This window comes from Amycolatopsis sp. SID8362, assembly GCF_010550475.1.
GTDB lineage: Bacteria > Actinomycetota > Actinomycetes > Mycobacteriales > Pseudonocardiaceae > Amycolatopsis > Amycolatopsis eburnea.
In genome coordinates, this window is sequence record NZ_JAAGNB010000690.1 from 1 (window position 1) to 6,612 (window position 6,612).

General features: G+C 72.8%; 8 protein-coding genes. All 8 read right to left on the reverse strand.

All coding sequences use genetic code 11. The features are described from left to right. The coding region (locus G3I65_RS21110) for an FAD-dependent monooxygenase (RefSeq protein WP_160697635.1) at window positions 1–1,095 on the reverse strand (1,095 nt) is incomplete at its 3' end. Then, window positions 1,096–2,037: an aromatase/cyclase gene (locus G3I65_RS21115; RefSeq protein WP_160697636.1), complete on the reverse strand. Its 942-nt coding sequence runs from the start codon at window positions 2,035–2,037 to the stop codon at window positions 1,096–1,098. Between the two features lie 22 nt (window positions 2,038–2,059). Next, window positions 2,060–2,860, reverse strand: a complete 801-nt coding sequence (gene fabG, locus G3I65_RS21120; RefSeq protein ID WP_166640381.1) for a 3-oxoacyl-ACP reductase FabG — start codon at window positions 2,858–2,860, stop codon at window positions 2,060–2,062. A 96-nt stretch (window positions 2,861–2,956) separates the two neighbouring features. After that, window positions 2,957–3,226 (reverse strand): acyl carrier protein, encoded by a 270-nt coding sequence (locus G3I65_RS21125; protein ID WP_309235596.1) that lies wholly within the window; start codon window positions 3,224–3,226, stop codon window positions 2,957–2,959. Further along, window positions 3,219–4,484, reverse strand: coding sequence for a ketosynthase chain-length factor (locus G3I65_RS21130; protein ID WP_160697637.1), 1,266 nt, complete (start codon window positions 4,482–4,484; stop codon window positions 3,219–3,221). Before G3I65_RS21130 ends, G3I65_RS21125 begins: the two co-directional genes overlap by 8 nt. Continuing rightward, window positions 4,481–5,758: a beta-ketoacyl synthase gene (locus tag G3I65_RS21135; RefSeq protein ID WP_160697638.1), complete on the reverse strand. Its 1,278-nt coding sequence runs from the start codon at window positions 5,756–5,758 to the stop codon at window positions 4,481–4,483. The genes G3I65_RS21130 and G3I65_RS21135 overlap by 4 nt, the downstream gene beginning before the upstream one ends. Then, a complete protein-coding gene (locus G3I65_RS21140) occupies window positions 5,751–6,083 on the reverse strand; it encodes a TcmI family type II polyketide cyclase (RefSeq protein WP_160697639.1) in 333 nt (110 codons plus the stop codon). The genes G3I65_RS21135 and G3I65_RS21140 overlap by 8 nt, the downstream gene beginning before the upstream one ends. A 13-nt stretch (window positions 6,084–6,096) precedes the next feature. Beyond that, the coding region (locus G3I65_RS21145; RefSeq protein WP_160697640.1) for an acyltransferase domain-containing protein at window positions 6,097–6,612 on the reverse strand (516 nt) is incomplete at its 5' end.

Here is a 6,612-nt window from a genome sequence, read left to right on the forward strand (position 1 = left end):
CAGCCGCGCGCGGACGGCCTCGTACCCCAGCAGCTCGGCGAACACGCCGCGGACCGGCTCCACTTCGCCGCCGCCGAGCAGGACCAGCGCCTGGGCCCGGATGTTCGCCAGCACGCGGGCGCCCACCGGGTGGCGTTCGGCGTGGTAGGAGCCGAGCAGGCCGGCCGGTGCCCAGCCGGCCACCGCGGCGGCCAGCTTCCAGCCGAGGTTGACGGCGTCCTGCAGGCCCAGGTTGAGCGCCTGGCCGCCGACCGGCATCTGCGCGTGCGCGGCGTCGCCCGCCAGGAAGACCCGGCCCAGCCGGTAGCGGGCGGCCTGCCGGCTGGTGTTGTCGAAGGCGTTGACCCACAACGGGGTGCCGCCGCCGATGTCTTCGCCGGTGACGCGCCGCCAGACCTGCGCGACCTCGGCGAATTCCGGCTCGCCACCGCGGTTTCCGACCGGCCTGCCGAACTCGTGGACCATGACCCGGGTGACGCCGTCCGGCCGGCGGCCGGCCACCGCGAGCCCGGCCGGGAAGCGTTCGAACCGCCGGTCGGGGATGTCGATCCCGGCCACGTCCGCGCGGAGCATCTCCTTGTCCGCGCGCTCGCCGGAGAAGGCGAACCCGGCCAGGCCGGCCACCGTGCTCCGTTCCCCGTCGCAGCCGGCCAGGTACGCCGCGCGCAGCCGGGCCGGGCCCGCCGGGGTGGCCAGCTCCACCTCGACGTGGTCCCCGTGGTCGGTGAGCCCGGTCAGCTCGTGGCCGCGGCGCACGTCCGCGCCGAGCCCGCGGGCCCACTCCTCGAGCACGGCTTCGGTGCGGGTTTGCGGCACCTTCCACTGGCCGGGGTACGGGCTGGGCAGGCCGGCGAGGCTCATCCGGATCCCCCCGAAGTGCCCCGCCGGATCGTTCGGCGGCGCCCCCAGCGGCGCCAGCAGGCCGCGCTGGTCGAACAGCTCCATCGTGCGGGCGTGCAGGGTGGAGGCCCGGGATTCGGTGGTGGGCTCGGCGAGCCGGTCCACGACGACGACGTCCGCCCCGCCGAGGCGCAGTTCGCCGGCGAGCAGCAGCCCGACGGGCCCGGCACCGGCGACGACGACCGGGGCGGCCACTCAGCGCCTGCTCTCGGCGTAGGCCTTCGCGTGCCCGAGGGTGGCCAGGCTGTTGGTGCCCAACGCGTTCCGCACGAACTTCTTGGCGTCCTCGACGTCCGCCTCCGGCCCCAGGACCGCCGCGACGTTGCCGGGGTCGACCACGACGGTGTGCTGCGAGACCGCGGTGACGCCCTGGTCGGTCTCCCACAGCCGCCAGTACCCGGTGTGCACGCTCATCAACGCGGGCAGCGTGATCTGCTTGTAGACGATTTCGCGGTCCGGGAAGCACACCCGGACCGACTTGGTCGTGTGCGTGGCGCCGTCCTTGGTGCGGGTGTCCATCTCCAGCGTCTGCACGCCCGGGCTCTCCTCGGTGAGCTCCACCCGGGCGACGTGCGGCAGGCGCTCGCGCCAGCGGTCCGCCTCGTTGAGGAAGTCGTAGACGTCCTTGACCGAGCCGTCGATCCGCACGGAGTCCTCGAACGACACCGCCAGCGCGGCACCGCCGTCCTGCTCGGCGCCCGTCTTCAGCGCGGCGAGCTCGGACCGGCTGTTGCGGTCGACGGCCTCGTCGATCCACGCCAGGCTGCCGGCGTCGTCGTCCACCGCGCGGTAGTGGTGCAGCAGCGTGACTTTCGCGCTTTCTCCGGTCAGCGGCTCGATGATCCAGCTGCCGCCCATCGAGGCCACCGGCGGTGCGGACACCTCCTGCCGGAAGTCGATCCGCAACGCCGCGGGGTCCAGGGCCCGGCGCGACGTCCAGTTCTTCGGCCGTCCGTTGGCGGTGGCCCAGATCCGGATCCGCTCTTCGGTCCCGTCGTGCTCCAGCCGGTCGACGTGGATGGTCGGGGGGAAGATCCGGGGCCAGTTCCGCACTTCGGCGATCAGCCGGTACACCTCGGACGCCGGTGCGCCGACCGTGATCTCGTGCGCCACCTCGCGCTGTTCCGCCTTCGACATGGGTTCGCTCCCTCGCGAGAAATCAGAAGTTGCCGAGGCCGCCGCAGACGTTGATCGCCTGTGCGGTGACGGACGCGGCGGTGTCGGACGCCAGGTAGCCGACCATCCCGGCCACCTCTTCCGGGGTGGAGTACCGGCCGAGCGGGATCTTCGCCTCGAACTTCGCCAGTACCTCGTCCTCGGAGGTCCCGAACGCCTCGGCGTAGCCCTGCCGGACCCGGTGCGCCATCGACGTTTCGACGTAGCCGGGGCACACCGCGTTGACGGTGATCCCGGTCGGCGCCAGCTCGTTGCCCAGCGCCTTGGTGAACCCCACCACGCCGTGCTTGGACGCCGAGTACGGCGCACCGAGGACCACGCCCTGCTTGCCCGCCGTCGAGGCGATGTTGATGATCCGCCCGCGGTCCTTGTGCCGCATGCCGCCGATGGTCAGCACCGCCCGGGTCATCCGGAAGACGCTGGTGAGATTGGTGTTCACGACGTCGAGCCAGAGGTCGTCGTCGAGGTCGGCGGTCACGCCGCCGCCGCTGCGCCCGGCGTTGTTCACCAGCACGTCGACCGGGCCGAAGGCCTCGACCGCGGCGCGCACGCAGGCGGTGATGTCCTCCGGTGACGAGACGTCGCAGCCGGTGCCGTCGACCTCCAGGTCCTCGTCCCGCAGCTGCTTGACGGTCAGCTCGACCGCGCCGGCGTCCCGTGCGCACAGGAACACCTGGTGTCCCTGTGCCCCGAGCGTCCTGGTCACGGCGAGCCCGATCCCGCGGGTGCCCCCGGTGACCAGGGCCACCCGCTTCTCCTTGTTCGGCACGGCCTCGTTCGGCATGGCTGCTCCAATGCGTTTGGCGGTGGGTGCGGTGGTGGGCCGCCGCCGTGCCGGCCGGGGGACATCGGGCACGGCGGCGGCTCCGGGCGGGACGAGTCAGGCGACGCCCGCGGAAAGCTGCTCGTTGACCAGATCGAGCAGCGCGCGGGGAGTTTCCGCGTCGGCGAGGACCGACTCGTCGAGCTTGATGGCGTACTCCCGTTCGATCCGGCTCGCGGTCTCCATCAGCGCGAGCGAGTCGTAGCCGAGTTCCTCGAACGGGGTGTCCACGACGTCGGCGTCGATGCCCGCGGTGGCCTCGTCGGCACCGGCCGCCTCACCGAGGATGCGCCGGAGGTCGGCCAGGGTCAGCATGTTGTCAGCCACGATCGGTTCCTTTCTGGAGTGTCCTTTCCGGACTGGACAGGTCTTCGCCGGGCGCGCGGAGGACGACGGCGGAGTTGAAGCCCCCGTGCCCCCGCGCGAGCACGACGGCGGCGCGGACCGGCGCGGACCGCGGCCCGCCGGTCACCAGGTCGAGCTCGTACTCCGGGGCGAGGGAGACGTTCGTGGTCGGCGGGATCACCGAATCCCGCATCGACAGCAGCGCCGTGACCACGTCCAGCGCCGCGGTCCCGGAACAGAGCCGTCCGGTCATCGTCTTGGGCGCGGTGACCGCGACCCCGCGCGGGCCGAACACCTCGGTGATCGCGTCGGCCTCGACGCGGTCGAGCTCCGGGACGGCCGCCGCGTCGGCGAAGACGACGTCGACGTCCGCCGCGGCCACGCCCGCGTCCTCGAGCGCGAGGACGATGGCCCGGCTCAGCGCCGGCGGCCGGCCGCTGCCGGGCCGCGGGTCGAAACTCGCCCCGTACCCGGCGATCTCGCCGTACACGCGCGCGCCGCGCTCCCGCGCGCTGTCCGCGTCCTCCAGCGTGAGCAGCGCCCCGCCTTCACCGGTGACGTGCCCGGCGGCCCGGCGGTCGAAGGGCAGGTACGCCCGGTCCGGGTCGTCACTCGTGCTCAGCCGGTCGCTCGCCAGGTGCGCCACCCAGCCCCACGAACAGAGCGAGGAGTCGACCGCGCCCGAGAGGACCAGCCGCGTTCCCCGGCGGATCTGCCGCCGGGCCTGCGCGAGCGCGTCCAGCGACCCCGCCTGGTCGGAGACCAGCACCCCGCTCGGCCCGCGCATCCCGTTGCGGATCGAGAGCTGGCCGCTGTTCACCGCGTAGAACCACGCGAAGGACTGGTAGGCCGAGACGTACTGGCCGCCCTTGCGCCACATGTTGCGCAGCTCCCGCTCCCCGAACTCGTAGCCGCCCGCCGAGCTCGCGGTGATCACGCCCATGTCGAAGGACGGCAGCTCGGCCGGCACCACGCCGGCGTCCGCGAGGGCCCAGTCCCCCACCACGAGGGCGAGCCGGGTCATGTGGTCGGTCTGCGGCAGCATCCGCCCCGAAAGGTGGTCCGTGGCCACGAAACCCGGCACCTCCCCCGCGAGCACCGCCGGATAGCCGGCCGGGTCGAAGCGGGTGAGCGGCCCGATGCCGGTGCGGCCCGCGCGAGTGGCCGCCCAGAAGTCGTCGGTGCCGAGGCCGTTCGGCGCCGCGACACCGATCCCGGTCACCACCGTCGCCGTGGTCATGCCGCATCCCGATCACCGCGGCGCAGCACCATCGCGCTCTGGAACCCGCCGAACCCGCTGCCCACGGTGAGCACACCGTCGGTTTGCCACTCCCGGGCGGTCAGCGGCACGTAGTCCAGATCGCACTCGGGATCCGGCACGTGCAGGTTCGCCGTCGGCGGCACGACGTTGTGCTCCATCGCCAGCGCGCAGGCGGCGATCTCGATCGAGCCGATCGCGCCCAGCGAATGACCGACCATCGACTTGATCGAGCTCACCGGGACGCGGTAGGCGCGCTCGCCCAGGCTGTTCTTGAACGCCGCCGTCTCGTGCCGGTCGTTCTGCCTGGTCCCGGAGCCGTGCGCGTTGATGTAGTCGATGTCCTCCGGGTTCACCCCGGCCTCGGCCATGGCGACCCGGATCGCCTCGGTCATCTCCTTGCCGTCGGCCCGCAACCCGGTCATGTGGTAGGCGTTGGACCGCGTCGCGTAGCCGCCGATCTCGGCGTAGACGTGCGCCCCGCGCCGCAGCGCGCTTTCCCGTTCCTCCAGGACCAGCACCGCCGCGCCCTCGCCGAGCACGAACCCGTTGCGGGTGTTGTCGAAGGGCCGGGAGGCGTGCTCCGCGTCGTCGTTGCGCGGGGTGGTCGCCTTGATCGCGTCGAAGCAGGCCACCGTGATCGGCGAGATCGGCGCGTCGGTGCCGCCGGTGATCATCACGTCGGCGGCGCCCTCGCGGATCAGCTCGCAGGCGTAGCCGACCGAGTCCAGGCCCGAGGTGCAGCCGGTCGACATCACCGTCGCCGGCCCTTCGGCACCCACCGACCACGCCACCTCGGCCGCGAACGAGCTCGGCACGAAGTAGTCGTAGAGGTGGGGCACGGTGTAGGCGTGGTCCACCAGCTCGAGCCGGCCACCGTCGCTGACCACCCGGTACTCGTTCTCCAGGCCCATCGTGGCGCCGACCGCGCTGCCGATCGCCACCCCGATCCGGGCCGGGTCCAGCTGCCCGCATTCGAGGCCGCTGTCGGCGACCGCCTCACCGGTCGCGACCACCGCGAACTGCGCGGCCCGGTCCATCCGCCGGATCTGCTGCGGGCTCAGCCCGTGCGCCTCCGGGCAGAAGTCGACCTCCGCCGCGACCCGCGACCGGAAGGGCGACGCGTCGAAGAAGGTCAGCGCCCTGGTCGCGGTGCGCCCCTCGGTGAGCATGCCCCAGAAGTCCTTGACCCCGGCTCCGCCCGGCGCGAGCACGCCGATACCCGTGATGACCACCCGGCGTCGTGATTCAGGCATCGGGGGCCGTCCAGTGGTAGAAGCGGGTCGCCATCGCGTCGGCGGGCGAGCGCCAGGTCTCCGGGTCGTACGGGTCGATGAAGGCGCGCAGGTCCTGGCTGATCCCGACGAACCGGGGGTCGCTCCGGGCGCCGTCGATCGCCTCGGTGCCGTTGTCGGCGTCGAAGTCCTGGAGGTGGAAGTAGAGGCCCTGGTAGGTGAAGAGCTGGCGGCGCCGGGTGCCCATCAGCTGCGGCATGTCCGTCTCGTCGAACTCGCCGAACAGCTTGGCGACTTCCCCGCTCGAATCCGGCTTCAGCCGGGCCACGATCAGTGTGCTGTACAACTTTGCGATCCCCTCAGTGCGGTGAATTCTCGGAGTCGAGCTTGTCCAGGCCCGCCCGCCAGACCGGCCAGGCGTCCTTTCCTTCGGTCGGCAGCAGGCCGACCACCACGCTGCGGCGGGCCTGCGTGGACGGGTGCCGCCGGGCGACCATGGACAGCAGGTTGCCCGGGCCCGCCTCGGCGAAGGTGAACTCGCCGTCGGCGGGCAGGCTCGAAACGGCGGCCCAGAACCGGACCGGGCCCGCCAGCTGCCGGGCCCAGAACGACGGCCGCAGCGCCTCGGCCGCTTCGAGCGGCCGTCCGGTCCAGGCGGAGGTGACCGGGATCCGCGGCGGCCGCAGCCGTTCTTCGGCGACGGCCTGCTCGAACTCCGCGGCCGCCGCGTCCAGCACCGGCGAGTGGAACGGCTGCGCCGAGCGCACGCGGCGCACGGTCAGCCCGGCCGCCCGCAGCGCCGTCTCGGTCCGCGAGAGCTCCGGCTCGGGCCCGGCCAGGATGGTCTGCGCCGGCGCGTTGATCGCACCGACCAC